This window comes from Mycobacterium sp. 155, from assembly GCF_000373905.1.
Classification (GTDB): Bacteria; Actinomycetota; Actinomycetes; order Mycobacteriales; family Mycobacteriaceae; genus Mycobacterium.
On record NZ_KB892705.1, the window covers coordinates 266,779 to 290,107 of the forward strand.

General features: G+C 64.4%; 26 protein-coding genes and 1 pseudogene. 12 read left to right on the forward strand and 15 right to left on the reverse strand.

The window, feature by feature from the left end; translation table 11 throughout:
* Positions 1-51: 51 nt before the first annotated feature.
* Together ychF and B133_RS0101240 are read left to right on the forward strand one after the other, a co-directional pair.
* Positions 52-1,134 (forward strand): redox-regulated ATPase YchF, encoded by a 1,083-nt coding sequence (gene ychF / locus B133_RS0101235; protein ID WP_018598885.1) that lies wholly within the window; start codon positions 52-54, stop codon positions 1,132-1,134.
* Between the two features lie 69 nt (positions 1,135-1,203).
* Positions 1,204-1,611 carry a hypothetical protein gene (locus tag B133_RS0101240; protein ID WP_018598886.1) on the forward strand — a complete coding sequence of 136 codons (408 nt, stop codon included), beginning with the start codon at positions 1,204-1,206 and terminating at the stop codon, positions 1,609-1,611.
* 64 nt (positions 1,612-1,675) lie between these two features.
* Here the strand turns inward: B133_RS0101240 and B133_RS25230 are convergent, their stop codons facing one another.
* The 3 genes from B133_RS25230 to B133_RS0101250 all read right to left on the reverse strand — a co-directional run bounded on the left by B133_RS25230 (position 1,676) and on the right by B133_RS0101250 (position 3,325).
* Complete coding sequence (locus B133_RS25230; protein WP_369751432.1) at positions 1,676-2,173, reverse strand: gamma-glutamylcyclotransferase; 498 nt, start codon at positions 2,171-2,173, stop codon at positions 1,676-1,678.
* A 23-nt stretch (positions 2,174-2,196) separates the two neighbouring features.
* Positions 2,197-2,418, reverse strand: coding sequence for a sigma factor-like helix-turn-helix DNA-binding protein (locus B133_RS0101245; RefSeq protein WP_232423236.1), 222 nt, complete (start codon positions 2,416-2,418; stop codon positions 2,197-2,199).
* A gap of 211 nt (positions 2,419-2,629) precedes the next feature.
* Complete coding sequence (locus B133_RS0101250; protein ID WP_018598888.1) at positions 2,630-3,325, reverse strand: guanylate cyclase; 696 nt, start codon at positions 3,323-3,325, stop codon at positions 2,630-2,632.
* Between the two features lie 26 nt (positions 3,326-3,351).
* Here B133_RS0101250 and B133_RS22235 point away from each other — a divergent pair, with 26 nt between their 5' ends.
* On the forward strand, positions 3,352-3,519 hold the full coding sequence (locus tag B133_RS22235) for a hypothetical protein (RefSeq protein ID WP_085974222.1): 168 nt from the start codon (positions 3,352-3,354) through the stop codon (positions 3,517-3,519).
* A gap of 28 nt (positions 3,520-3,547) precedes the next feature.
* On the opposite strand, the pseudogene B133_RS24755 reads toward B133_RS22235, so the two are convergent.
* Positions 3,548-3,634, reverse strand: a pseudogene (locus tag B133_RS24755) (alpha/beta hydrolase); the annotation flags it as partial.
* Positions 3,635-3,807: 173 nt separating this feature from the next.
* On the opposite strand from B133_RS24755, the gene B133_RS0101260 reads away from it, so the two are divergent.
* Together B133_RS0101260 and B133_RS0101265 are read left to right on the forward strand one after the other, a co-directional pair.
* Entirely contained in the window at positions 3,808-4,245 is a 438-nt protein-coding gene (locus B133_RS0101260) for a VOC family protein (protein ID WP_018598890.1), read from the forward strand.
* Positions 4,246-4,407: 162 nt separating this feature from the next.
* Positions 4,408-5,667 (forward strand): hypothetical protein, encoded by a 1,260-nt coding sequence (locus B133_RS0101265; protein ID WP_018598891.1) that lies wholly within the window; start codon positions 4,408-4,410, stop codon positions 5,665-5,667.
* Between the two features lie 187 nt (positions 5,668-5,854).
* On the opposite strand, the gene B133_RS0101270 is transcribed toward B133_RS0101265, so the two are convergent.
* Both B133_RS0101270 and B133_RS0101275 read right to left on the reverse strand, forming a co-directional pair.
* A complete protein-coding gene (locus B133_RS0101270; RefSeq protein WP_026255832.1) occupies positions 5,855-6,646 on the reverse strand; it encodes a FadR/GntR family transcriptional regulator in 792 nt (263 codons plus the stop codon).
* A gap of 198 nt (positions 6,647-6,844) precedes the next feature.
* The gene (locus B133_RS0101275; protein WP_018598893.1) at positions 6,845-7,591 is read right to left on the reverse strand and encodes a fasciclin domain-containing protein; all 747 of its coding nucleotides are present in this window, start codon (positions 7,589-7,591) and stop codon (positions 6,845-6,847) included.
* 360 nt (positions 7,592-7,951) lie between these two features.
* On the opposite strand from B133_RS0101275, the gene B133_RS0101285 reads away from it, so the two are divergent.
* Positions 7,952-8,473 carry a gamma carbonic anhydrase family protein gene (locus B133_RS0101285; protein WP_026255833.1) on the forward strand — a complete coding sequence of 174 codons (522 nt, stop codon included), beginning with the start codon at positions 7,952-7,954 and terminating at the stop codon, positions 8,471-8,473.
* A 192-nt stretch (positions 8,474-8,665) separates the two neighbouring features.
* Here the strand turns inward: B133_RS0101285 and B133_RS25115 are convergent, their stop codons facing one another.
* Both B133_RS25115 and B133_RS0101295 read right to left on the reverse strand, forming a co-directional pair.
* The gene (locus tag B133_RS25115) at positions 8,666-8,797 is read right to left on the reverse strand and encodes a hypothetical protein (RefSeq protein WP_018598896.1); all 132 of its coding nucleotides are present in this window, start codon (positions 8,795-8,797) and stop codon (positions 8,666-8,668) included.
* A 114-nt stretch (positions 8,798-8,911) separates the two neighbouring features.
* The gene (locus B133_RS0101295; protein WP_018598897.1) at positions 8,912-9,439 is read right to left on the reverse strand and encodes a DoxX family protein; all 528 of its coding nucleotides are present in this window, start codon (positions 9,437-9,439) and stop codon (positions 8,912-8,914) included.
* A gap of 163 nt (positions 9,440-9,602) precedes the next feature.
* Here B133_RS0101295 and B133_RS0101300 point away from each other — a divergent pair, with 163 nt between their 5' ends.
* The gene (locus tag B133_RS0101300; protein ID WP_018598898.1) at positions 9,603-11,873 is read left to right on the forward strand and encodes an MMPL family transporter; all 2,271 of its coding nucleotides are present in this window, start codon (positions 9,603-9,605) and stop codon (positions 11,871-11,873) included.
* The gene (locus B133_RS0101305; RefSeq protein ID WP_018598899.1) at positions 11,863-12,558 is read left to right on the forward strand and encodes a TetR/AcrR family transcriptional regulator; all 696 of its coding nucleotides are present in this window, start codon (positions 11,863-11,865) and stop codon (positions 12,556-12,558) included. The genes B133_RS0101300 and B133_RS0101305 overlap by 11 nt, the downstream gene beginning before the upstream one ends.
* On the opposite strand, the gene B133_RS0101310 is transcribed toward B133_RS0101305, so the two are convergent.
* Positions 12,555-13,268: an NAD-dependent deacylase gene (locus B133_RS0101310; RefSeq protein ID WP_026255834.1), complete on the reverse strand. Its 714-nt coding sequence runs from the start codon at positions 13,266-13,268 to the stop codon at positions 12,555-12,557. The genes B133_RS0101305 and B133_RS0101310 overlap by 4 nt on opposite strands.
* Before the next feature lie 37 nt (positions 13,269-13,305).
* On the opposite strand from B133_RS0101310, the gene B133_RS0101315 reads away from it, so the two are divergent.
* Positions 13,306-13,671: a GntR family transcriptional regulator gene (locus B133_RS0101315; protein WP_026255835.1), complete on the forward strand. Its 366-nt coding sequence runs from the start codon at positions 13,306-13,308 to the stop codon at positions 13,669-13,671.
* 144 nt (positions 13,672-13,815) lie between these two features.
* Positions 13,816-16,998, forward strand: coding sequence for a cytochrome P450 (locus B133_RS0101320; protein ID WP_026255836.1), 3,183 nt, complete (start codon positions 13,816-13,818; stop codon positions 16,996-16,998).
* A 3-nt stretch (positions 16,999-17,001) separates the two neighbouring features.
* On the opposite strand, the gene B133_RS0101325 is transcribed toward B133_RS0101320, so the two are convergent.
* Genes B133_RS0101325 through B133_RS0101335 form a run of 3 tightly spaced genes read right to left on the reverse strand, consistent with a single transcriptional unit; the run spans position 17,002 to position 19,292 of the window.
* Positions 17,002-17,841 carry a class I SAM-dependent methyltransferase gene (locus tag B133_RS0101325; protein WP_018598903.1) on the reverse strand — a complete coding sequence of 280 codons (840 nt, stop codon included), beginning with the start codon at positions 17,839-17,841 and terminating at the stop codon, positions 17,002-17,004.
* 25 nt (positions 17,842-17,866) lie between these two features.
* Entirely contained in the window at positions 17,867-18,382 is a 516-nt protein-coding gene (locus tag B133_RS0101330) for a DUF1697 domain-containing protein (RefSeq protein WP_018598904.1), read from the reverse strand.
* Positions 18,383-18,386: 4 nt separating this feature from the next.
* Entirely contained in the window at positions 18,387-19,292 is a 906-nt protein-coding gene (locus tag B133_RS0101335; RefSeq protein ID WP_051088077.1) for a S9 family peptidase, read from the reverse strand.
* 171 nt (positions 19,293-19,463) lie between these two features.
* Between B133_RS0101335 and B133_RS0101340 the strand changes: the two genes are divergently transcribed.
* Both B133_RS0101340 and B133_RS24000 read left to right on the forward strand, forming a co-directional pair.
* Positions 19,464-19,907: a PPOX class F420-dependent oxidoreductase gene (locus B133_RS0101340; RefSeq protein WP_026255837.1), complete on the forward strand. Its 444-nt coding sequence runs from the start codon at positions 19,464-19,466 to the stop codon at positions 19,905-19,907.
* Positions 19,908-19,924: 17 nt separating this feature from the next.
* On the forward strand, positions 19,925-20,095 hold the full coding sequence (locus B133_RS24000) for a DUF5302 domain-containing protein (RefSeq protein WP_018598907.1): 171 nt from the start codon (positions 19,925-19,927) through the stop codon (positions 20,093-20,095).
* A gap of 80 nt (positions 20,096-20,175) precedes the next feature.
* Here the strand turns inward: B133_RS24000 and B133_RS25120 are convergent, their stop codons facing one another.
* The 3 genes from B133_RS25120 to B133_RS24200 form a co-directional block, all read right to left on the reverse strand.
* Complete coding sequence (locus tag B133_RS25120; protein ID WP_081618153.1) at positions 20,176-20,988, reverse strand: SagB/ThcOx family dehydrogenase; 813 nt, start codon at positions 20,986-20,988, stop codon at positions 20,176-20,178.
* A 116-nt stretch (positions 20,989-21,104) separates the two neighbouring features.
* Positions 21,105-22,370 (reverse strand): hypothetical protein, encoded by a 1,266-nt coding sequence (locus B133_RS0101355; RefSeq protein ID WP_157625766.1) that lies wholly within the window; start codon positions 22,368-22,370, stop codon positions 21,105-21,107.
* A 28-nt stretch (positions 22,371-22,398) separates the two neighbouring features.
* Positions 22,399-23,298 (reverse strand): hypothetical protein, encoded by a 900-nt coding sequence (locus B133_RS24200; RefSeq protein ID WP_157625767.1) that lies wholly within the window; start codon positions 23,296-23,298, stop codon positions 22,399-22,401.
* Positions 23,299-23,329: the final 31 nt, after the last annotated feature.

Below are 23,329 nucleotides of genomic sequence, written 5' to 3' on the forward strand. Positions count from 1 at the left end.
CTGCCAGCACGCGCTGGCGTGCCTCCGACACTCTGGCAGACTGTGGTTCCTGTGAGCCTGAACCTAGGAATCGTCGGTTTGCCGAACGTGGGTAAGTCGACTCTGTTCAATGCCCTGACACGCAACAACGTGTTGGCGGCCAACTACCCTTTCGCGACCATCGAACCCAACGAGGGCGTGGTGCCGCTGCCGGATCCGCGGCTCGAGGAACTCGCGAAGATGTTCGGCTCCGAGAAGCTGGTGCCCGCGCCGGTGACGTTCGTCGATATCGCCGGGATCGTCAAAGGCGCGTCCGAGGGCGCGGGACTCGGCAACAAGTTCCTGGCCAATATCCGCGAATGCGATGCGATTTGCCAGGTCGTCCGGGTTTTCACCGATGACGACGTAGTGCACGTCGACGGCCGGGTCGACCCGCGCTCCGATATCGAGGTCATCGAAACCGAGCTGATCCTCGCCGACATGCAGACGTTGGAGAAGGCGATCCCGCGGCTGGAGAAGGAGGCTCGGACCCACAAGGACCGTAAGCCCATCTACGACGCCGCCGTGGCAGCCCAAGAGGTGCTCAACAGCGGCAAGACTTTGTTTTCCGCGGGTTCAGGGGGGCCTGACGCGTCACTGCTGCGCGAGCTCAACCTGCTCACCACCAAGCCGTTCCTCTACGTGTTCAACGCCGACGAAGGTGTGCTGACCGACCAGGCGCGCAGGAGTGAGCTACGTGAACTGGTCGCTCCGGCCGACGCGGTGTTCCTCGACGCGAAGATCGAGGCGGAGCTGCTGGAGCTCGACGACGAGTCCGCGGCCGAGCTGCTCGAGTCGATCGGCCAGAGCGAGCGTGGGCTCGATGCACTGGCCCGGGCGGGATTCCACACGCTGCGCCTGCAGACGTACCTGACCGCCGGGCCCAAGGAAGCGCGCGCCTGGACGATCCACCAGGGCGACACCGCGCCCAAGGCTGCCGGCGTCATCCACAGTGACTTCGAGAAGGGCTTCATCAAGGCCGAGGTGGTCTCCTTCGACGACCTGATGCAGGCCGGTTCCATGGCAGCTGCCAAAGCGGCCGGCAAGGTACGCATGGAGGGCAAGGACTACGTCATGGTCGACGGCGATGTCGTGGAATTTCGATTCAACGTGTAGGCGAGTTCCGGTTTGGATCAACGTCTACAAGTAAGGCCTGATCAGCCGGCCTCTTTCTAAGATTGGGTCGTGCAGACACTTCTGTTCACTCTGGGCTTGGTGCTCTTTCTCCTCGGTCTTGTTACCGGGGTTGCGATCCCGGCGTTGAAGAACCCGCGGATGGGGCTGGCCAGTCACATGCAAGGCATGATGAACGGTCCGTTCCTCGTCGTTATCGGGCTTCTGTGGCCGCATCTCGCGCTGGCTCACGTGTGGCAAGTCGTTGCCGTGGCCCTGCTGGCGTATGGCACGTATGCCAACTGGCTGGCAACGCAACTGGCGGCGATCTGGGGCGCAGGTCAGAAGTATGCGCCGGGCGCGGCGGGCAGCCATGCCGCAACCCGAGCCAAGGAGGGCATCGTCAATTTTCTTCTGGTGTCGCTCGCGCCTGCCATGCTGGCGGCCACGATCATCCTTATCGTCGGCGTCGTACGGTGACAACGACGGCTCGCTTGCTAACAGGGTAGGTCGAAGGTGACGTGGTGGAGTTCCGCTTCAACGTCTAGGCCCGGGAAAGTGGAGGCTTGGCAGGTCCCCGCGCCGGATCATTCACCAGTGTGTACACGTAGGCGGCGACGTCGCCGGTATCGCCGCTGACGGAGACCGGGACACGCCGATAACCTGATCCCTCAAATTCATCGAGTCGCTGCCAGTGTGCTGGTAGGTCCCGGGAGGCGAAGACGTGTACTGCAACCTCGGGACCTGAGTCATCCAACACGACCCCCGGGTAAATGCCCCAGCCACGCTCGTGGAGGTGACCTCTGATCGACCCTCGCGTCCACGTGCCGGAGAGCTCGTAAAGCACGTGTGCGTTCGAGCGTCCCGGAGAGAGAGTGCCGTATGTGGCCAGTCGGTGTTCCAATCCGAGTCGGTCGGTCGTACCCATCTCACTATTGTTGCCTCTGCCCGCAGGTCTATCTCGCGGGTGCACCTTAGTCTCGGCGAACGCTCCGTTGACATACCGTGTCCTGCAGACGACTTCGCCGGCGACGCTTGGCATCCGGCGCGCCGGCTTACCTTGGTTCAGACGTTCGTGCTCATTTCCATCTCCAGCAGGATGAGCCGCAGCCGTCGCAGGGCGTAGTGCAGTCTCAATTTCACGGTGCCTTCGGCGATACCCAGATCGTCGGCGATCTGCTGGGTGGTCCAGCCGAGATAGAACGATCGGCTGAGCACGGCACGGTGTGGTTCGGGCAGATACGTCAGTGCTTCTGCGAGCAACGTGCGGTCCAAAACGGCGTTCACCTCGTCGGCCCCCCAAATGATTACAAGCTCGGGCACCTCGGGAGAACTGATCTCGTAACGAAATCGGGCCGATCGGCTGCCGTCGATGCCGATTTTACGGGCGACTGTTGAAAAACAGGCTCCTACGTCTGGCCTGCTGTCAGTCGACAACGGGTGATGTCACACCCGCAGCAATGTCTCCCGCACCACATCCCATCCTCGGCGGCGGCACTCAGTCGCGAATGACGGAGATCTCGTCGCCCAGCCGGTAGCCGCTCGTCAGCGGCAACCGGTCACCGCTCCAGAACGACCCGGGATCGAAATAGTTCTCCTGCTTCTCGGTGTTGATCAGGCCCATCTCCTCATAGGTGATGGCGACGGTCTCCGCGCAATACGCCGTCTCCAGACCGGCCTCGCGCTTCTTTGTTTTGTTCCGCTGGGCGGACTCGCGAATTTTCTTGTGCAAGAACGGCATTCCCCGGGTGAAATCGCTGACGATCGGCAGTCGTCCGCGCATCCATCGGCCCGTGAGCCGCGCGGTGGTAGGAAAAGCGGTGCCGTTCATCCGGGCCACCACTTTCAGCAGCCGATCCTCCTGTTCCCGGGTGGCGAAGGGGATGAGTTGACGCAGCCAGCAGCGCTGCCCGTAGTGGTCCATCCATTGTTCGATGACCTCGCGAGCATCGTTGAGCTGCACGCCGCGGTGGTGAGTGCCGGTCCAGAGGTCCACGAGTTTGTGGCCCAGCTCGGCGTGCCAGATCAGCGGCGGCAGATCATCGATTGCGACCGTCATCCCGACGTGGTTCACGGGCGCGTTGGTCAGAGTCTGGATGGCTCGGTCCGGCCCGGAGGCCCCCCGGAACAGCCAGATATCGCCGGTTCGGGTCTCCTGCAATGCCCGGCTGACGGGCACCGTATGCGCGTTCACCCGGGCAGCTTATGCAGAATCTGGTCATGAAAAGTCTTTGGAAATGGATTGGTCTGGCCGGTGTCGCCGGAGTGATGGCCGGTGGTGTCCTGGTCGCTCGCGATCAACGCAAGCGCAACGCATATACCCCCGACGATATTCGGGCTCGACTGCATCAGCGGTTGGCCGACGCGGACACCCCGCCGGCAAACTGAGCCGACAACAGCCATCCCTGACCAAAACCAGGGCGATTACATGTAAACCCTGATCGGTCAGGATCAGGCCGGTGGTATTCCAGGAATGCCGGTTCTGCCCACCGCCGTGCAACAAGCGCAGACGGCCCGCGAAAGGTAACGACATGCGATTCGCTGTGTTTCCCGCTGCTCACGGGCAGTCCTCTCGGCAGCTCCGGTGCAGTCGAGTCACCCAGGGGCGGTGAGTTTCGGCCGGCGGGGCGGTCTGTTTTGAAGACCACACTGCCGAGCACACCAAGGAGGCCACCTATGCCATCGATCACGCCCGCGTTGTGGTTCGACGACCACCTCGCCGAGGCCGCAGAGTTCTACCTCTCGGTGTTCCCCAATTCGTCGATCGAGGAGCTCAACGACGTGTCCGTGGTCTTCGTGCTGGACGGCCACCGGTTCATCGGCATCAACGGCGGGCCGCAGTTCCCGTTCACCGAGGCGGTGTCGTTCATGATCGGCTGTCAGGACCAGAACGAGGTGGACTACTACTGGAGCCGCCTGACCGATGGTGGGGAGGAATCACAGTGTGGCTGGCTCAAGGACCGCTACGGGCTGAGCTGGCAGGTTGTTCCGTATCGCTTGTTCGAACTGATCGGTGACCCTGATCCGGCCCGTGCGCAGGCTGCGACCAAAGCAATGATGGGCATGCGCAAAATCGTGCTCGCCGAGTTGGAGGCAGCGGCCGACGACGCCTAGCTCCAGGAGGTCGGCAGCCGTACACCGGACACGACGCTGCGGCACGTTACGTTGGACGGTGAGTGTGTGACTGACACACGGTGCCGGTCCCGCGGAGGAGCATTCATGGCAGACGACAGCGCCGCGGTGTCGATGGCGACGATGGGCCCGGGCGCCTGAATAATGCGTCGGCTGACAGCGATCGACGCCCAGACCTACTGGATGTCGGCGACGATTCCCAACGATCAGTTCATTCTGTATGGATTCTCCGGTGCACCAATCGAACTGGAGTCAGCGCTGAGCGACGTGCGGCACCGCGCCGAGCGGTGCCCCGAACTGGGCCTGCGGATACGCGACGACCACCAGTGGCGGTATCCGGTGTGGGTACCGCGTGGTGTCGGCGACGACCAGTTCGTCGTCCACGATCTCGGCGCGCCCAACTGGAACGATTGTCTCTCAGCGGTGGGTGGGCTGGCTGACCATCAGCTCGACGCGACGCAGGCTACCTGGCGGCTCCACGTATTCACGCGCGTCTGCGGCATCCCCGGAGCTGCCGAAGTGGGCACGGTGATCGTGCTGCAGATGGCGCACGCGGTGGCTGACGGCAGTCGATCGACGGATCTGGCCGGGTGGATGTTCGGCAGGGCGGGCACGGTGGCGGCCGTCGTGGTGCCCCGGTTCGTGACTGCCAGACTGCCGTGGCGGGCCGCGCAAGCCACGCGGTGGCACCGCAGGCTGGTGCGGGACGAGGACGGTGGCCACGTCCCCCGGCAGGCGCAGTCCCGCCCGGCGCTGCGCAGTAACGCAAGACCCGAGGGGGCGCGTTATGTGCGCACGATCGTCCGTGACCGTGGACAGCTGGCCGGCCCGACGGTGACCGTCGCGGTGCTGGCTGCGGTATCCCGCGCGCTCAGTGAGCACCTGCGTGAACTCGGCGACGATCCCGCGGATCTGGGCGCTGAGGTGCCGATGGCCAAACCCGGTGTCCGGCAAGCGAACAACCAGTTCGGCAACGTCGGTGTCGGGTTGTATCCCGCGTTGGACCACGATGCCCGCATCGGGCACATCGTGCACGATCTAGCCCAACGGCGCCGTCGTGCTCAGCATCCCGCGATGGTGGCGGCCGATCGGGCATTCGCCGCCACGCCGGCATCGTTACTACGTTGGGGTGTCAAGCAATTCGATTCCACGCTGCGCTCAGACACGGTGACGGGCAATACCGTGGTCTCCAGCGTCAACCGCGGGGAGGCGGATCTGCGCTTCGGTGCCGCGCCGGTGCTGGTGACAGCTGGGTACCCGGCGCTGTCGCCGATGATGGGCCTCACCCACGGTGTGCACGGTATCGGTAGCACCGTGGCGATCAGCGTCCATGCCGCCGAGTCGGCGGTCCAGGACATCGATGCCTATGTGGCGCGCCTGGACCGGGCGCTCGAACCCGGCTAGCCGGTGAGGCCGGCTGTCCGGCGGCCAGTCGCTCGTTCAGCGTTGGTGCGATGAAAGACCACCGACGGTTGGGCCGCGTGGCCCGCGATGCAGTGCTTTCTATCGAGATTCACGTGAGGGATAAAAACACCGCCGACTTTGTCCCTGACGTGAATCTCGGTGTTCGCGGTGGGGGCTCAGCAAGCCCTCAGCGCACGACGTCGCGAACCTTGACGGTCTCGATGTCCTTCAGCATGAGGATGCGGGCGGTGTCCATATGCTGGCGCCAGTGCGCCTCGGCGGCGTCGCCATCGCCCGACCGGACGAGCTGTATCAGCTCGCGGTAAGAGCGCATCAGCTTGTCGTAGTCGGCCTTCGACACCGGCCGGCGCTCCTGGAACAGGAATGCGTGGTGCCGCACGGTGATCTCGTGCAGCATGCCGGCGATGATGCCCAGCGTGGCGTTACCCGACAGCTCGACCACTCGGCGATGAAAATCACCGGTGGTCTCTGCCAGCCGGTCGGACTGGGGGTCCTTCGGGATGTGCTCGTCGAGCATCCGCTCCAGTTCGGCGAAGGCGGCCTCGTCGCCTTCTTCGGCCAGTAGTCGTGCGGCCATCGGCTCGATCGCTGCGCGCCCCACGAGGAGGTCGGCGATGTCTGCGCCGGACAGTTCCAGCAGCAGGCCAGCCGGGCGGGCGACGATCTCGGGGCCGGGAACCCGAACCCGGGCACCGGTCCGGGAGCCGCGCCGCACCTCGACCAGACGCTCGGATTCGAGCACACGCACTGCCTCGCGCAGGGTGGGCCGGCTGACCCCGAAATGTTCCATGAGCTCGGCTTCGTTGGGCAGGAAGTCGCCGTCTTTGAGCTGGCCGCCGACGACCATGCGCCGCAACGTGCCTGCAACGAGCTCAGCGGTCTTCGGGGAGCGGACCGGGGCATGCGGTGTGATCGAGTCCGGCCCGATCATCGGTGCCAGCGGTGCGCTTCCAGCCACAAGGTCTCCTGCTAAATAGCGGATGAGCCAGCCGCCGCGGCCGGATGTGCAACTCAGTAAACCATGTGAGCGGTGGTGGCTCGCCGCGAGTGGAGCAGCAACGCGCCGGGCTATCCAGGGCCAGCAAGCGGGTGACCTACGGCGTCATCGCCGATGACACGGACGGCTGGAAACGCACCAACCGCGAATTCCGAAGCGTCAGCCGATTGGTGCGTCGGCGGCCGGAGTCTCGGTCGCCGAAGTCTCGGTCGGCGTGGGCTCCTCGCTCGACACGGTCGTGGGGGTCGTCGTGGTGGTCGTGGTGACACCCGAAGGGGTGAGCGGCGCCGGCGGGGAGTTCGGGTCCAGCACGGCGTCGATGATGTAGATGCGGGCGTTCTGAGCTTCGATGCCGCCGCAGATCACCTTGGCGGTGTCGTTGACCTTGATGTCGCCGCCCTTGCCGGTCACGTTGATCTCAGCGCCCTGCTGGGTGGGTCGCTGACCCTTGACGTCGTCCGGGCCGAGCAGGCCGAGGAACGCGTGGTAGTAGTCCAGGCTGGTGAGTGCGGCGACATCGCCCTTGAGCTCGTCCAGCTTGCCCGGCTCCAGCGCTTCGAATGCGTCGTTGGTCGGGGCGAACACCACGTATGGGCCGTTGTCGAGGACCGGGGCGATATCGACAGCCGGGTTCATGCCGCCGGAGATGGCGGAGTTGAACGTGCTGAGCTGCGGGATGCTTGCCAGAACTTTGCTTACGGGCTGCTTCGACAGCGACTTCCAGTCGGGCACTTCCTTCTTGAAGGCGTCGCAGCCGGGGCCCTGCGGGTCCGGGATGTCGATGGTGACCGTTTCCGTGGTTGTCGGCGTTGCCGGGTCGGCGGAAGCAGTGATCGACAGCGGCAGCGACGCTGCGATCGCAGCGACCGCTGCGGCTGCGCCGAGTGTTTTGGTGCGAGTCTTCATAGGTGGGTTTTCCTCCCGCTCATGCCTGGCCTGTGGTTCGTCGGCAGCCGGTGACGTGTATGCCCAAAGCGGGGCATACGAAAATACGACGGCCTCGGCGTTCCCCGCGGCGCCGCATCGGATGGTAAGGGTAACGGTACGGTTACGGCAAAGCGGAAGTGTCTATCGCCGCCCGTTCGACGACGAAGCACTGCCCGGCGGCGAGGTGGAAAGCCGGGGCGTAGCAACCGTTCAGATCGCGCAGCTGGTGGGACGCGAGGACCCGTTGGGCTGGCATGTCACCGTCGAGCTACCGCAAGGTCTTCCAGGGAGTCTGAAGCTGCGTGAGTGGCCGGCGAACGGCTGATTACGATGGCCGACATGCCCGAGCCGCTCATCGTCTCCGTCGCCGGTCATACCCCGAAAGTGGATCCCGATGCCTGGATCGCACCCAATGCCAACGTGATCGGCCAGGTTTCGCTCGCGGCCGGCGCCAGCGTCTGGTATGGCGCGACGCTGCGCGCCGAGTTCGAGCCCATCGAGGTCGGTGCCGGCAGCAACATCCAGGACGGCGTGACCGTCCATGTGGACCCCGGGTTCCCGTGCCGCATCGCCGCCGGGGTGACAGTCGGCCACAACGTGGTGCTGCATGGCTGCACCGTCGAGGACGGCAGCCTGATCGGAATGGGCGCCGTGGTGCTCAACGGTGCCGTGGTCGGTGCCGGATCTCTGGTGGCCGCCGGGGCCGTGGTGCCGCAGGGAATGGTGGTGCCGCCGCGGTCGCTCGTGGCCGGAGTTCCAGCCAAGGTGCGCCGCGAACTCAGCGATGACGAGGTGGGCCACAGCCAGATCAATGCCCTGGTTTACGCGCATCTCACCGAGCTGCACCGGCAGACGGACTGAGTCGCGGCACGGATGTGTGCGCGTCGGGCGGTACAAAGGTTGGCCCGACAGTGCGGGCCCGCTGAACATGAGCTTGAGAAAGAAACAGTCCCCGCGTAAGCGGGGACTGGCCATCACGGCATGGAAGGCTGAGGAACGCCTGCATGGCGCAAACTCAACATGGGAAGCGCGCGCCGCGAGGCGCGCGCTTCCTTATACCGCTGTGCGCAGCGGTTGGAAGTCGTCAAACTGCTCCGAGGTATCACCCTCGACCAGGACATCGCCGTGGTAGAGAGCGTCGAAGTCGACTTTGATGACATCGGCACTGGTGTCGTCGATCCACATGTACTGAACAGTAGGGGTCACCATTAAGGAATCTTTGAGTCACGATTCGGAAAATGATGGCAATTCTTACTTCTGGGTAGGTTCCGGCCGGTTAGGCGACTCTGAACCGGCTTTTCAGTCTGTGAAGTGAATCGGGTTGGTGCCGTTCAGCGCGACCCAGGTCACCACCGCGACGACGAACCCCGCGACCGTCATGGTGACGGCCACCGAACGCGGACCGTTGGCTCGTCCGAAGACCCAGTGATCGACCGACAGCGTCCCGGCGCCGGTGAACAGCAGCCCGATTGTGGCGAAGACCACCAGGAACGGGACATTGAAGGGCTCGGACCAGATGACGCCCGCCGATACGTTCACCGCCCAGGCGTCGATCATCGCGGAGATCACCGCAAAGGCCGCAAGGGGTGTCAGCACTCCGAGGAGCAGGCCGATGCCGCCCAGGGTCTCGGCGACGGTGACCATGAGCGCCGCGAGCGTCGGCAGTCGCCAGCCCCCGCTCTCCATAAACCCGGCCGTGGTGTCGAAATTGACGGCCTTGACCAGCCCGGCCTGCAGCATCGTGGCACCGATGGCGATGCGCAGGATCAGTAGGCCGACATCCGTCGTGGTGGTCTCCCTGCGGAGATCTGTCGTGGTGTTCGTCATGAGTAACTAGACCTGTCGTCGGCTGGCAATTGATTTGCACGCGGATCAAGTGTGAAACGTCTCGCCGTCGTGCCTCACGTGAATCAGTGAGGTGTGCGTTGACGCGCCTAAGTTAGCGTTGTTAAGTTAACGCCGATAACAGTCCTGTGGGGAGGGAATCGAAGTGCTGAACCGGATTGCCCACTTGGCCATCGCCGCGCCGCGGCGGATCCTCGTGGTTGCCGTGCTGGTGATGGTCGGCGCAGGGATCTTCGGGATTCCCGTTGCCAAGAGTCTGTCCGCCGGCGGCTTCCAGGACCCGGGATCGGAATCGGCTCAGGCAGCCAAGCTGCTGTCGGACAAGTTCAACCGCGGCGACATGCAGCTGGTGATCAGCGTGACCGCTGATCAAGGAGTGCGCAGCCCGGTCGCGACGGCCGCGGCCACCGACATCGTCAAACAGTTGCAGGCCTCACCGGAAGTGACGCAGGTCAGCTCGGCCTGGACTTCACCTCCGCCGGCAGCGGCCGCGCTGATCAGCAAGGATGGCCGGACCGGGCTCATCGTCGCAGGCATCGGCGGCGGTGAGAGTGGCGCGCAGAAGTACGCCAAGGAGCTGACCGATCGGCTGGTGTACGACCGCAACGGCGTCACTGTGCGAGCCGGCGGCGAGGCGATGACCTACGTCCAGATCAACGGGCAGAGCGAGAAGGACCTGTTGATGATGGAATCCATCGCCATCCCGCTGAGCTTCCTGGTGCTGGTCTGGGTGTTCGGTGGGCTGCTGGCCGCCGCGCTGCCGCTTGCGGTCGGTGGGTTCGCGATCCTGGGGTCGCTGGCGGTGCTGCGCGGGTTCACCATGATCACCGACGTCTCGATCTTCGCGCTGAACCTCACCGTCGCGATGGGTCTGGCCCTGGCCATCGACTACACGCTGTTGATCATCAGCCGCTACCGTGACGAGCTCGCCGACGGCGTTGCACCCGAACAGGCGCTGGTGCGGACCATGGTGACCGCCGGACGCACAGTGCTGTTCTCGGCGATGACAGTGGCACTGTCCATGATCGCGATGGTGCTGTTCCCGATGTACTTCCTCAAGTCGTTCGCCTACGCAGGCATCGCGGTGGTGGCCCTGGCGGCGCTGGCCGCTGTCGTCATCGCCCCGGCGGCGATCGTGGTGCTCGGTGACCGCCTGGATTCTCTCGACGTCCGACGGTTCGCCCGCCGCCTCCTCGGCAGGCCCGAGCCGGTGCGCGAGCCGGTGGACCAGACACTGTGGTACCGCATGACGAAACGTGTCATGCGACGCTCGGTCCCGATCAGCATCATGCTGGTCGCGGTGCTGTTGCTGCTCGGTGCGCCGTTCCTGGGTATCAAATGGGGCTTCCCCGACGACCGCGTGTTGCCGCCGTCTGCGTCCGCGCGTCAGGTGGGCGACGAGATGCGGACGGCCTTCGCGGGCGATGCGGCGAGTGCGGTGACCGTCGTCATCCCCGACGCGAGCGGTCTGACTCCCGTCAACCTCGACAGGTATGCCGGAGCGCTGTCGACGGTGCCCGAAGTGACCTCGGTATCGGCCCCGGGCGGCACCTTCGTTGCCGGCCGGCTGGTAGGCCCGCCGTCGGCAGCGACCGGGCTGAACGGCGGTAGCGCCTTTATCACGGTCGGCAGCAGCGCACCGCTGTTCAGCGCTGCCTCCGAGGCGCAGTTGGATGCCCTGCATGCCGTACCGGCCCCGGCTGCGGTGCAGCTGACCGGCACCGCGCAGATCAATCGGGACAGCTCGGCAGCGATCACCTCGCGGCTACCGCTGGTCCTCGGGGTGATCGCGGCCATCACCTTCGTATTGCTGTTCCTGCTTACCGGCAGCGTGGTGCTACCGCTGAAAGCCTTGCTGCTCAACGTGTTGTCGCTGTCGGCAGCGTTCGGTGCGCTGGTGTGGATCTTCCAGGACGGCAATTTGGGCGCGCTGGGCACCACCCCCACCGGAACGCTCGTCGCCAACCTGCCGGTGCTGCTGTTCTGCATCGCTTTCGGGTTGTCGATGGACTATGAGGTGTTCCTGGTGTCGCGGATCCGCGAGTACTGGCTCGAATCCGGTGGAGCCCCTTCTCGTGCCCGGAACGACGAGGCCGTGGCACTCGGGCTGGCCCGCACGGGCCGCGTGATCACCGCGGCGGCACTGGTGATGTCGATATCGTTCGCCGCGTTGATCGCCGCGAAGGTCGCGTTCATGCGCATGTTCGGGCTCGGGCTGACGTTGGCCATTCTCGTCGACGCCACTCTGATCCGGGTTCTGTTGGTACCTGCGTTCATGCACATGCTGGGCAAGTGGTGCTGGTGGGCGCCCGCGCCGCTGGCCCGGCTGCATCGTCGCATCGGCATCAGTGAATCCGGTCCGGCTGCAGCAGAACCTGGCGATCAGAAATGTGCCGCCGTGACGGATGCGGAGTGACGTGATTCAACCTCTCCGGCGCAGACGCGCCCCGCGCGGTTCCGGTGAGCAGTTGCGCGACGAGATCATCGACGCGGCCACCGAACTGCTGCTGGAAACCGGGCAAGCCAAGGCCGTGTCGATCCGTTTGGTGGCAGAGCGGGTGGGCGTCACGTCGCCGTCGATCTATCTACACTTCGCCGACAAGGACGCACTGCTGGACGCGGTGTGCGCGCGTTATTTCGAGAAGCTTGACGAGCAGATGCAGATGGTGGCCGATCAGCCGTCGTCGATCGAGGTGCTGCGTGCGCAGGGGCTGGCCTATGTGCGGTTCGCCCGCGAGACTCCCGAGCTCTACCGCATCGCCACCATGAGTGAGCGCAGACCGGGCAGCGACGTCGACCTGGTGCTTAACAGCTCGGCGTTCACGCACCTACGGACCTCGGTGGAAACGCTCATCGTCGAGGGGGTCTACCCGGCAGGCGACGCCACCGAGATGGCACTGGAGCTGTGGACCGCGGCCCACGGTGTCGCCGCCATGCTGGTCGCCAAGCCGTACCTGCCGTGGGGCGACGCCGAGGAGTTCACCGACCGGGTCCTGCGGGCGGTATGTCTCGGGCAGATCGTCGCAGGCTTGATCGGAACCGACCTCACGCCCCAGGACAGCGTCAACCGGCTGAAGGATTTCACCAACGGCGCCTTCTAATCCAGCAGTGTCGGCAACCGCTGCAGCAGTCCGGGGAGTGCGGTCGCCGCAGTCTCCCGCAGCGACACCGTCGCGCTGTCCGACAGCGGTGTGCGCTGCGGATTGACCTCGATCACCGGGATGCCGTTGGCCAGCGCCGCCTCCGGAAGTCCTGCGGCCGGGTAGACGATCGAGCTGGTGCCCACCACGATGACGAGGTCGGAGTTGCCCACCGCGGCCACCGACCGCTGCCAGGCCGTCTCGGGCAGCGGTTCGCCGAACCAGACCACGTTCGGCCGGATGAGCCCGCTGCAGAAGCACTGCGGCGGCTCGATCGCCTCGACCGGCTCCGGCATGTTCGGCAGCACCCCTTCGAACTGCGAACCGCACGCGTCGCAACGGAATTCGAAGAGGCTGCCGTGCAGGTGGTGGACCATGGTGCTGCCGGCGCGTTCATGCAGATTGTCGACGTTCTGGGTAACGACGTGTACGTCGGCGTAGTCCTGCCAGGCCGCCACGGCGCGGTGACCGTTGTTCGGTTCGACCGCGGCCATCATGTAGTGCCGCCACAGATACCACGCCCACACCCGCTCCGGGTGTCGCCGCCAACCATCGGAGCTGGAGATTTCGTACGGGTCGACCTTGGCCCACAGGCCCGTCTCGACGTCGCGAAACGTCGGCACGCCGCTTTCTGCCGATATTCCCGCGCCGCTGAGCAGTGTCAATCGCACGTTCACCAACGTAGTGGGTTTGGGTGATACTGAGCACGTGACCGAGTTGGGGGATTGGGTCCGGGTCGATCCGGATAGTGACAGGCCGTTGTTCGACCAATTGAGAATCCAGATCATCGACGGCATCAGGGACGGGCGGCTCCCACCGGGCACCCGGTTGCCGACGGTCCGGGAACTGGCGGGCCAGATCGGTCTGGCCGTCAACACCGTGGCCAGGGCCTACCGCGAGCTGGAGGGAGCTGGTGTGCTCGAGACCCGCGGCCGGTACGGCACCTTCGTGGCCCGGGCCGATCCGGCGGATGCCGCGATGGCCGCGGCCGCGAACTCGTTCGCCGAGGCCGCCCGAGCGCTGGGCATCGACAAGGTCGACGCGCTGCGCTACCTCGACGCCGTATTCGATTAGGTGCGGGTGGTCGACTGAGCCGCATTCGGCTGACTGCGGTGCGGATACAGCATGTCGCCGTGCGGCAGGTTGCCGGGAAATCCGCACAAACTCCTCAGCTCGTTCGCTGAAGGGGGCGGCGCCGCGTGGCTATGCTCTGCGCCCGTGGAGACGTTTAGGGCGGCACTGCCACCTGATATCGACGGGGTGCCTTCGGCTGTTGGCATAGCACTGCCACCGGGACCAGTGCCCGGCCGGCCGTACGCGCTGCCCGCGGATGTCCTCGCCGAGCAGTACGGGCCGCTGTTCTACGCGGACTTCACCGGCAGCCGGCGGCTCTACGCGTGTTCGTTGAGTCTGGTGGACGAGTTGTGTGACGAGGCTCGGTTCACCAAGGGCATCACCGACCGGCTGGACCGGTTTCGCGTGCTGGCCGGCAACGGTCTCTTCACGGCCTATCCGGGTGAGGACGGATGGCAGCAGGCTCATGACGTCCTGATTCCCGGGTTCAGTTTCAGCGGCCTGCGCAGCTACCACCCGGCCATGCTCGACATCAACCGCCAGCTCTTGGCGCTGTGGGACAAAGCTGCCGGCGCCGACGAGCACCGCTTGGTTGACGTTGCGGGTGACCTGGCAAAACTTGCCATGGACACTGTGGGCCTCGCCGGATTCGGGGCCAGGTTCGACTCCTATCGCCGCGATGGACTCGCGGACATCCCGGCGAGTTTCGCGGCCGCGCTGGAGCAGATAGTCACTCCGGGTGGTCGCGACCGGCCGGTCTTCGCGGCTGAGCGTGACAAGCTCTACGCCTTCATCGAGGAACTGATCGCCGGGCACCGGGCAGGTGCCGTCGACGTCGACGATCTACTGGTGCTGATGCTGCGGCCGGATGCCGACGGTACCCCCCGCCTCGGCCACGACCTCGTCCGCAATCAGATCCTGACGTTCATGGTGGCCGGCCAGGACACCACGTCGACACTGATGCCGACCGCGCTGTACAGCATCGTCAAGAACCCCGCGGTGCTGCATCGGGCGTGCCTCGAGGTGGACGCGATCTTCGGGCCCGACGACGACCACGTGCCCGTATTCGACGAGATCGGCAAGCTGACCTACATCCGCCAGATCGTCGACGAAACCCTGCGGTTGTCCCCACCGGTCCGCGAGTTCGATCGAATGGCATTGGCCGACACGGTGATCGGAGGCCAGTATCCGGTGCGCAAGGGTGAGGTTGTCACAATCACGACCTCGGCGCTGCACCGGCAGCCCCAATGGGGTGACAACGTCGACATCTTCGACCCGGACCGCTTCGAAGCCGAGCGGGCCGCCGGGCGGCCGGTCAACCTGTTCAAGCCCTTCGGCACCGGAGCCCGGTCCTGTATCGGTCGCCAGTTCGCCTTGCACGAGGCGACGATGGCGCTGGCGACCCTGGTACACCGGTATCGCTTCCTGGACGTAGAGCATTACCAGCTGCGCACCCACAGCGACCTGCTGCGTAAACCAGTCGGATTCCACCTTGAGCTGGCGCGGCGGACACCGTCGGAGCGCCGGCACGCCGGCCCGGCCCCGGAGGCGTCCCCAGCGGCACGGCCACGGGCACTTGCCGCGCCGGGATCGAAAGTGACTGTGCTGCACGGCTCGAACCTCGGCAACTGCCGGTCGCTGGCGCAGCAACTGGGCGACGAGGCCACCGACCTTGGGTATCAGACCACCGTCGCCGCCCTCGACACCGCGGCGGGAGCACTCCCGACCGACGGGGCGCTGGTAGTGATCGCCGCGTCGTACAACGGTCAACCCACCGACGACGCGCGGCAATTCGTCGAGTGGCTCGACAGTCCGGGTACCCCGGCGCAATCGGTCATACCGTATGCCGTACTCGGTATCGGAGACCGGAACTGGGCCGAGACCTACCAGACCGTGCCCAAGCACATTGCCGAGCGCCTTGCGGAATTGGTTGGTGCACCGTTGATTCCACGCGGTGAGGCTGATACGTCCGGAGACTTCGCCGGCACCGTAGAGGAATTCTCCGCGGCCCTCTGGAATGCGCTCGCGGGCGCCTCGGGTGCCCCGACACCGGTCGCGCCCGACAGCGCTGCCGCAGACGACACCGTTGGCGGTGAACTCCTCTACGATCTGCGCGCCGTCGACGGACCTGTCACCTCGGCGATCGACGCCCGTTTCGAGGTGCAGCCGGCCACCGTGCTGGACAACATCGCCCTGGTCGACGTCGACGGCGTGACGGGAAACGCTAAGCGGCTCATCCGGATTGCACTTCCGGACGACCTCGAATATCAGACGGGGGACCATCTGACGGTCCTACCCGACAACTCTCCCGAGGTGGTGGAGAAGGTTGCCGAGCTGCTGGAACTGCGGCTCGACCGCCGCATCTCGGTCAATCCGCGGCGCAGCACCCGGCGTGCCATCGCCATTGACAGGGAAGTCAGTGTGCGTGAATTGCTGACCCATTTCATCGAACTCCGCAAACCGGCCAGCCGTACCCAGCTGCTGAGGCTTGCGGCGGCGAACCCGTGTCCTCCCGAGCGGGCAGCGCTGACCGAACTCGCCGAAAACCCCGAAACCCGTGCGATGAGCGTCACCGAATGTTTGGCCGAGTTCGCGGCGACCGCCCTGTCGCGGGCTGAGCAGCTGGAGTTGTTCGAGCCGATGTCGACCCGGCACTATTCCATCGCCTCATCGGCGCGTCTGCTGCCGCGCGAGGTCGAGCTGGTGGTGAGCGTGCTGGAGGGGCCTGCTCGCTCAGGGTACGGTGTCTTCCGCGGCGTCTCTTCGAGCTACCTCGCAGAAGCTGTTCCAGGGCAACAGATTCGGATGCGCGTCGATACCGCTCGCCGGGCGTTCCGGGCCGGCGCCGAACCGGTCAGAAATGTGATTTTGGTCGGTGCCGGCACCGGGGTGGCGCCGTTCCGGGGCTTCATCGGCGACCGGCTGGCGGCGCGGGCCGCAGGCGAGCCGTTCGCCTCGGCTCTGTTGTTCTTCGGGGTCCGTCACCCCGACGTGGACTACCTGTTCCGCGACGAGTTCGAAGCGGCCGAGAAGGCGGGTGTGGTGCGAATGCGCCCGGCGTTCTCGCGCCAGCCCGAAGACGAGATCCGGTACGTGCAGGACCGTATCGCCGCCAACGCCGACGAGGTTTGGGCGATGCTGGGAGACCCAGCCATGGACGCCCACGTGTATATCTGCGGAGACGGCGCCCGGATGGCTCCCGCGGTGCGGGCCGCATTTCGGGACATCTATCGCCGGTTCACCGGCGCCGACGACGACGCTGCCGCACGCTGGCTTGCCGATCTGGTGAATTCGGATCGCTACGTCGAGGACGTGTGGGCCCAGTAGCCGTCAGCCGAATTCCAGCAGCGTCCACGCCGGTCGCACGGAATCCAGCGCGGGCAACCGCTGCACCGACCGCAGCAGGGTATTGATCAGCCGGCCCCGCCCGGCTGGCAGCGGGACGTCGTGCACCGCGCGGATACCCGCAACGGTGTTGACCAGATCGGCGGCCTGCGCCGGCGACATGCTGAACGGCATGGGTGGCAGCTTGTACCGCAGCGAGGTCCGCATACCGCGACGGGTCCAGGCGGTGAACCAGGCCGGCGGCAGGTCGAACATCATCTGGCCGCCTCCGAACCGTTGCGCGCAGGCAGTAATCAGTGACATTGCCTCGTCAGGCTGCAGGTACATCAGCAGTCCCTCGGCAGTGATGAACACGCCGGCGGTGGTGTCGACGGGGTCCATCCAGCTGAAGTCCAGCGCCGATTGTGCGCACACACCGACCCGCCCGGACTCCGGTAACAGCTTGCTGCGCAGCTCGATCATCGGCGGTAGATCGACTGTGAGCCAGCGGAACTCGTGGCCGACGCCGGCGGTGTCGAGCCGGTAGAAGCTGGTTTGCAAGCCTTCGGCGAGGGCGACGACGGTGGCCTTCGGATGGTCGACCAGGTAGCGGCGGGTAACACCATCGAAGGCCAGCGCGCGCAAGGCCATGTCCTGGCGCCTGCTGGGGCCGAACTTGGAGAAGTCGAAATCGATCGAGTCGACCAGCTGGATCGCCATCGGATCGTCGATCAGTGGATCAGCGCGGCGCGCCTCGGTCGCCCGCACCTGCAACGTCAGCAGCGCGGTTTCCGAGACACCGGTCAGCGCACGGCCGTCCACCTTGGCAACTGGGCTACCCGTCATGGGCACGAATGTAGATCAAATCGCCTCAGTGCAGCACCTTGTCCACGGTGCGCAGGTTACGGGTGGTGGTCGACGACTTGTACCGCCTCTTGCCCATGGTCTTGCCGACGGTGCTGTCGAGGGTGGCGTTGCGGGCGACCTGCCAGTAGAGCACGCCGTCACCGCGCTGCACCTTCTCCTCGGGGCCCGGTTCCAGAGCCGCCAGTTCATTGAGCAGCTCGGTGTCGCTGACGAACGTGACATAAGAATGATGGCCTTCGACTTCTCGCTCGAACGGGTAGTTGGTGGCTATCGCCGCCACGGTGTCGAGGTCGTATACCAGCACCCACGCCTCGTAGCCGAACGTGTCGCGCAGCGTCCGCTCGGCGGCAGTCCGCACAGCCTTGGCGCTGGATCTGCTGTCCAGCAATACATTTCCACTCGCCAGGATTGTCTTGACGTTGTCGAACCCGGCCTCGGTGAAGGCTTTGGCTACCTCGGCCATCTTGAGGTTCACCCCGCCGACGTTGACGCCGCGCAGAAAGACCGCATATCGGGGCATGGGATTACTCCTTGAGCAGGGTGTCCAGTTCTGCCTGCGACGTCGTGGTGATGACGTGCAGGACGTGCTGGTAGTTGGGGGAGCGCGCCGACACGATCGAGGTGTGGGTGTCGCCGGGCAGCAACTCGACCGCGGCCCGCCCTCCGCGCCGCTTGACTGCGGCGACGTAGCGCTGGGAGTTGGCGGGTGCGACGACGGTGTCGCGGGTGCCGTGCAGGGCGATCACAGGAACCGTCGGATCGATGTTCTGGATCGGGTCGACCGATGCATAGCGGTCTGGTACCTCACTGGGGCGTCCGCCGAGCACCGTGACGATGTGCTCATCGCCGTGGTTGGCGGCATACACCATGTCGAGTGGGCCTGCCAGTGAGATGACCCGGGTCGGACGGAAAACCGGCAGGGAACCCTCTTCGTTGGCCTTGAGATTTTTGCGGGTGCTCGCCCACACCGCCAGCTGAGCCCCGGCGCTGTGCCCGACGACCAGTTCGTCGTCGATGGTCAGCTGGGGATACCTGCGGTCCACCTCGATGATGTTGTCGAGGGCGTGTGCCACGTCGCGGAAGGTGTTCGGCCACCCGCCGCCGGAGCCGATCCGGCGGTACTCAATGTTGTAGACCGCGAAACCGCGGCCGGCGAGTTCGCGGGCCAGGCCGTCGAATACGTTGGCGCCGAGGGAGCTTTGCCAGGCGCCGCCGTGGATGAGCACCACCAGTGGGATGCTATCGACCCGCTGGGGGCCCGCGGGCAGGTACAGATCGGCCCAGTTCTGGCCGGTGCCGGTAGGGGAGCTGGGACGCTCATCGATGGCGTACCAGAACCGTTTGACCGTGATCTCGGTGAGGCTGACCAATTCGGGCGCGGGGGCGACCGCCTTCGGCGGAACCGGATTTTGGGCACACGACGGCGCCATCGCAACTGCCAACACCGCGCCGAACACGGCGGCGAATTCCCTCCGATGCAATGCCCTCTCCCTTTGCCTGACACCATATTCGGCGCGCGCGGTCGGGGCCAGGTGAATTCCGGCGGCGTGATGCCGTCGATCACTCTTATCGGGGCGACGGTAAAGACGTACGCTCGGGTCATGGGGCGCCAGGTATTCGACGACAAGCTCTTGGCATTGATCAGTGGCAACTCGATGGGCGTGTTGGCCACGATCAAGCAGGACGGGCGGCCACAGCTGTCGAACGTGTCCTACCACTTCGATCCGCGTGCGGTCGCGCTGGAGGTGTCCATCACCGAACCCCGGGCCAAGACGCGCAACCTGCGCCGCGACCCGCGCGCATCGATCCACGTCAGTTCCGACGACGGTTGGGCCTACGCGGTCGCCGAGGGCGACGCCATCCTCACCCCGCCGGCGGCGTCCCCCGACGACGACACCGTCGAGGCATTGGTCGCGCTGTATCGCAACATCGCCGGTGAACACCCGGATTGGGACGACTACCGACGGGCGATGGTCGACGACCGCCGGGTGAAGCTGACCCTGCCCATTTCGCACCTGTACGGAATGCCGCCCGGCCGTCGGTGATTGGCTAGGCTAGCCCCATGGCGGAGACACCGGAAGAAGACGACACCAAACGTAAGTTCCGGGAGGCGCTGGAACGGAAGAAGGCCAGCTCGGCCGGTGGATCGGCGCACAAAGACGGCGGCAACAAGCAGCCCCGGACGCACGGCCCGGTCGAGAACCGCAGGGAGTTCCGCCGCAAGAGCGGTTAAGACGCAGATGGTTAGGGCGTGCGAATGGACCCGTTCGCACTAAGTGCCAGCCGTTGACTGAATCATGCAACGGGGCTGCGTTACCGCGCGATTGCTCGGCTGTGACCAACGGCAATCATGATTGCGATTCCATACCAATCAGGTGAAAGTCCCAGCAGGGCAAGTACTTTCGCATCGACGAAGCCACCGAGTACACATGTGTCCAACCCCAGTTCGCTGGCACGCACACGCAGCAGTTGTGTCAGTTGCCCAGCCTCGATCGCAGCGAACCTGATTCCGCGGTGGCCGTACTTGTCGGTTACCCGGCGAAAGTCGATGGCGAGTGCTACGAGAGCCGCGTCGGGCCAAGCCCACTGCTCGATGAGGGCATCACCGACATCTGCGGCGGCCACTTGATCGATGGCAACCAAGTGCGCGGTGTCGGTGTCGGCATACCAGATTTCGGCGTGAGGCGAACGTGGCCGCAGGAGGTAAATATGAACCGGGTACAGCGCCCCAGCCGATCCATAGGCCATTCCCGTCGTTCCACGGCATGCCGGTGTGAGGAGCGCGGCCAGTTCCGCGTCGTCGAGCATTCGGCTTGGGTACGCGCGGATCGAGGATAAGACATCCGTCGGATTGGGCGGTGGAATAACTAGAGTTCGCCCGCCACGAGGCGGGTAGGGGAACCTGCTGGCGGCAAGTCCGGTGGCGTAGTCCGCTACGCGACCCCCGGACCCGGCTATCCAGTCACCGCGACGCCAATCTGCGATGTAGCTACCCGGCTCAGCCGCCGCTGCTTCTCGATCGATCAATGCGATGTGGCGCTGCAGCCTCCGCAGCCCCCACAACCGCAGCCGCCTGGGGCCGGTTCGGCCCCCTCGGAACGGGGCGAGCCGAGGTGATCCGCCCATGTGGTGACTCGGATCGACCTGAAGTCGATCGAAGAATACGAAGTATCGGGCATTGGAGTCACGGGCCAGGACTTTACTACGCGGAGTTGTCCGGATCCATCGCCTTGTCGTCTACGTCAGCCGGCCTCGTGATTTGCGGGCAGGCCATCGACAACGAGCGCGGCCGCTTTGCGAGCGTCCCCGATGTAGTTCCAGAGGGTCTGATCCATGGTGTCGATAGACGGTAACACCGGGTACTCCAACAGTCGTAGTATCGAGAACACCAGCAACGGTCTGTCGAACGGTTGGGTACCTTTCTTCGTATCGATAACCGCGACGAACTGCTTCAATAGCTTGAGCTTATTGTCGCGAGCTGCCCCAGCAGCATCTCCACAGTGCGACCGAGCGAACGAAAACAGGACCTCATCCAGATCTCCCCAGGTGCGCAGATTCGTTCGCTGGCACACCTCTAGGCAGATGTCCGTCTCATCGCCGATATGTACCAGCTCTTTCCATCCAGACTCTTGAAATCCTGCCTCATTGCCCAGTCTTCGGTAGTCCTCTAGAAACCTCTTGTAGTCAGTGAGCGTGGAGCAATACCACAGCAGGTATTCGTCCAAACCAGTGGATGCGTGATTGTCTTCGAACGCGGTCCTCAGTCTCTTGCGTGCGAGAGAGATCGACAGGCTCAGGTTCCGCATATGATCGCCGAGCAACCTTGAGGTTGACGCCAAACGCAGTAGATCACGTCTGATCTCCTTGGGGACGCCCTGTGAAGTCTTGTAGAAGCCTGCATGGGAGACTCTGCTCCAGGCTTCCTCCATGACAGTGTGGATTTGGAGTTCCAGACCGTACTTTGCGACGATCTCGGTCTGTTCGGCAGTAAGCTTCGGGCCCGATGATTCAGCCGAGTTTGGCGAAGACCCATCAAACTTGGGGTACACCGCGAGGAACTCCTGAATCCATCCATTGAGTGGGATCTTGTAATATGTCCCGGCGTAACCCTGGGCGCGACCGACGCCACTATCGTACTCGTCTATTTTGGGCTTGATATCTCCGACGAGTTTGAAGAGGACCGCCAATTGGCCCTGCACTAATCCAATTTCTTCACTATGAATGACCACTACTCGGCAACCGATGAGGTCTGGTAATTTTGATAGCGACTCGTAGCGCTCGGCGATTCGCTCCTTGCACGATTCCATGTCCTTGACCCTCGAATAGACGACGGGTACGCCGGGCTCGTAGTTGTCGCCCAACTTCGTCTCATAGTCGTTGATGGAACCTACAAGTTCTTTCACCTTCGTGTGAATGCATTGCCGCGCTGTATTGAGGGCCTTTTCGACCGAAGACCATTCGGCCGCTACCGCGTCCTCAGCCTGCTTGAGGTTGTTGTTATCCGACAAATTCAACACTCCTTCTTCGGTGAGCTTCTCAGATCAGTGGATGTGGTCGGAAGGTTGACGATCCAGCTGGCCAGAAACTCTTGCGCTCGATTTCACTGGTGACGTAGTAGCCACGAGTGGTGACATCTTCGACGCGAGCGAAGAACATCGGCCCCAGCTCACCCGCTAATTCGATATGCGCAACGGGTCGGCAAGCAAATGGCTCGGCGTCGACCGCGGCGGCACCCTGCAGCAGTTCGTTATAGGAGGCCACCGCATAGTCTCCGGAGACTTTGGACCAGTAGACGGCCCGGTCTTCCACGCTCCCAATTGCTAAGCGTGACGGCGCTGCGTCAGAACGCGAAAGGTGATGGCGCACCCACGGTCTGGGCTGCAAAATCTCCAATATGCACAATTCCAAGGCTCGTCGCTGGTCTGTATCTCCGTAGTCCCGCACGGTCATTGCTAGTTTTGGCGCACTGTCGATATCCAGTATCGCGCAGTAAATAAAGTTGTGTGAGGGATCGATCCAGGCTGCAACCTCTGTACCGCGAGGGACGAATGGCGTGGGTGGGACTGGCAGTGTTTGGCCCATCGCACGGGTATGGAAGCGGTGAACGAAGTGCAGCGTACCCAGGAGTTCGCGCTCTGCGTGGGTAAGTGCCGCAACCAGGCTCCGATGGACAGCTGAGCCAGTGGTGGTCTTGAGGGCCGCGTCGGGATCCCCCCGATGGATAAGCCGGGCTGTCGCCCGCTCTACTCCCTCGCTGACCGCGCGGTCGACCACTTCCTGATTGGTCGTTACATCGCTGGCATAGCCGAATGCCGCTTCTTTGTGGCCGTCGGCATCGGAGACCGAGCACCGTGCGATCGCGGTGTACCACGCGCCATCGGGGGGATCCGATGGCGCGAAATGGACTGACTCGACGGCATAGAAGAAAGTGCGCACGGTATCCAGTCCTATCTTCGATAGGCTCTTC